We start from the raw sequence: 255 nt of genomic DNA on the forward strand, positions 1-255 counted from the left end.
GCTTACGGCGTGGGGGCTTTTCACCCCCATTATCGCTACTCATGTCAGCATTCGCACTTCTGATACCTCCAGCATCCTTTACAAGACACCTTCGCAGGCTTACAGAACGCTCTCCTACCATATGCTTGCGCATATCCGCAGCTTCGGTGACTGGCTTAGCCCCGTTACATCTTCCGCGCAGGACGACTCGATCAGTGAGCTATTACGCTTTCTTTAAATGATGGCTGCTTCTAAGCCAACATCCTGACTGTTTTA

1 rRNA gene is annotated in these 255 nt (G+C 50.6%); it reads right to left on the bottom strand.

What is annotated here, in order from left to right:
- A 23S ribosomal RNA gene (locus KW842_RS27275) occupies positions 1 to 255 on the bottom strand; the annotation flags it as partial.

It is taken from the genome of Duganella sp. sic0402 (assembly GCF_019219065.1).
Classification (GTDB): Bacteria; Pseudomonadota; Gammaproteobacteria; order Burkholderiales; family Burkholderiaceae_D; genus Rugamonas.